2 protein-coding genes are annotated in these 1,781 nt (G+C 49.4%); both read left to right on the top strand.

Features of this window, described 5'->3' with window-relative positions; translation table 11 throughout:
- The first annotated feature begins 120 nt into the window (after nt 1–120).
- Entirely contained in the window at nt 121–1,212 is a 1,092-nt protein-coding gene (locus tag BG842_RS02880; protein WP_069449604.1) for a type I restriction enzyme HsdR N-terminal domain-containing protein, read from the top strand.
- A 192-nt stretch (nt 1,213–1,404) separates the two neighbouring features.
- The coding region (locus tag BG842_RS02875) for a hypothetical protein (protein WP_139135997.1) at nt 1,405–1,781 on the top strand (377 nt) is incomplete at its 3' end.

Genomic DNA, 1,781 nt, shown 5'->3' with positions numbered 1-1,781 from the left:
ATACCCGTAAACAGTACATCAACCGAGAACTTCGCGGACTTGTCGATGCTGGATGGGTCGAAAAAGTCAATCGAGGCCTCTACCGCTTCGTCGCTGACGCACGTGAGGACTAACTAACCAATGAACGAATCCGAGATCACAGCGTACGTCGAACAGTCACAATCTCTAATCGACCAAGCACCACAAATGGATGAGGAAAATACGAAGATGAAACTCATCCAGCCACTCATCAAGCTGCTTGGGTGGGATATGTTTTCACCAGAAGTCGAACTCGAATATCCAATGCAAATCGGCCGAGGGAACACCCGTGCAGATTACGCCCTTCTCATCGAAACCGCTCCCGTCGTATTCATCGAAGCGAAGGGCTGCGACAGTACTCTCACTGACGCCGATAGAAGTCAACTGACGAGCTACATGCGGCAGAAAGGGGTCGATTGGGGGCTTCTAACGACTGGCAGTCAATTTGAGATATTCCGCCGTCGCAAAGACAGCTCTCGTCCTGATGAGGTCTCACTAGCACAGTTTTCAATTGCTGAACTCGAAGACAATTGGCACGTCTTGGAACTCCTCTCAAAGGAGCTTGTCAAGACAGGCGAAGCAGACACGATTGCTCATCGTATTGAAGCACGACAGCACGCCGTCGGAACACTCCAACAGCAAAAAGAAACCCTCGCTGAGCGAGTGACGCAGATTGTAATAGAGGAAATTGACGATTCGCTAGCCCAAGAAATCGAACCAAAGTCAAAGGAGTACATTGATTCGCTGATTCACACGCTCGCAAACGGTGATGAAGCAGATCTTCCGGTCGTTGAAAACGGGGGCGAGATTGTGACCACTCCAGATGAAGTCGTCTCTGATACTTCTTCTACAGCCGATACAGAGTATATCGTCCATCTTTCTGCAAACGGGGACTGCGTGTGGTCATGCTCTGATGAAAATCAATCCGATGTGATGGCAGAGACAGTTGATCTCCTGATTCAAGAGTACGATCTCATCGATCAGTTAGAGTCGTTTCCCTATGTTCCTGGCTCCAAAAATGCGATCCTCAATTCAGAGCCGACTCATCCCACCGGAGAGCCAATGCGGATGCAGCGGAACCTCTCTGATGACTACTATCTCTATGTCGCGTTAGATCAGGGGAGTAAGAAACGATATATCACGAGATTCGCCGAGCGATGTGGTTTGACTGCTGAATTCGACGGTGGATGGTGAGAAGATACCTTCTCAGTAATTTCTTTCTCGCCAGCGTCATTCCAACCTCTTCTGGATTTCTTGACTACCGGTTTGTATCGTAACCCTTGTCGCTCAACTTTATCAATTGCTGACCACTACGGGCCAGGAATCACTTCGTAATACATCCCCATACTCCCAAATTTTATTTCGTTGTCGTTAGTTCGGTGGCATATGGTTCTTTCCGATGAACGCCAGATTATTCGCGTTTGGGACGCGTTTGCTGAGGCCGATTTCAAGTATGTAACTGCAAGTGGTGAGTCACGTTCGCTCGATAGTTCGAGAGAGCAGCGCAACGAACGACTGCCTATCCGCCAGAAACTGCTTCAAGACTTTCTTAGTGAGGAGATCGGCGTCACGGAACTCAAAAACAAGATGGCGAGCGAAGTGGGTAGTCACAAACTCTGGGGCTTCAGTGGGTTCAGCGGCCAAATGTTCTTCAATATGCTTGTTTCGACGGCCGAAACAGATGGTGGTACGGATCTTTCGGAGTTGCTTCGAGACGTCCTCGCAGCGCCTGCGGAACGGGCAGACATCGTCGTCGATTTTCT

Origin of the sequence: Haladaptatus sp. W1, assembly GCF_001723155.1 — an archaeon.
Lineage (GTDB): Archaea > Halobacteriota > Halobacteria > Halobacteriales > Haladaptataceae > Haladaptatus > Haladaptatus paucihalophilus.
The sequence above is the reverse complement of the archived record's forward strand: the minus strand, read 5'-3'. Positions and strand labels throughout refer to the sequence as shown.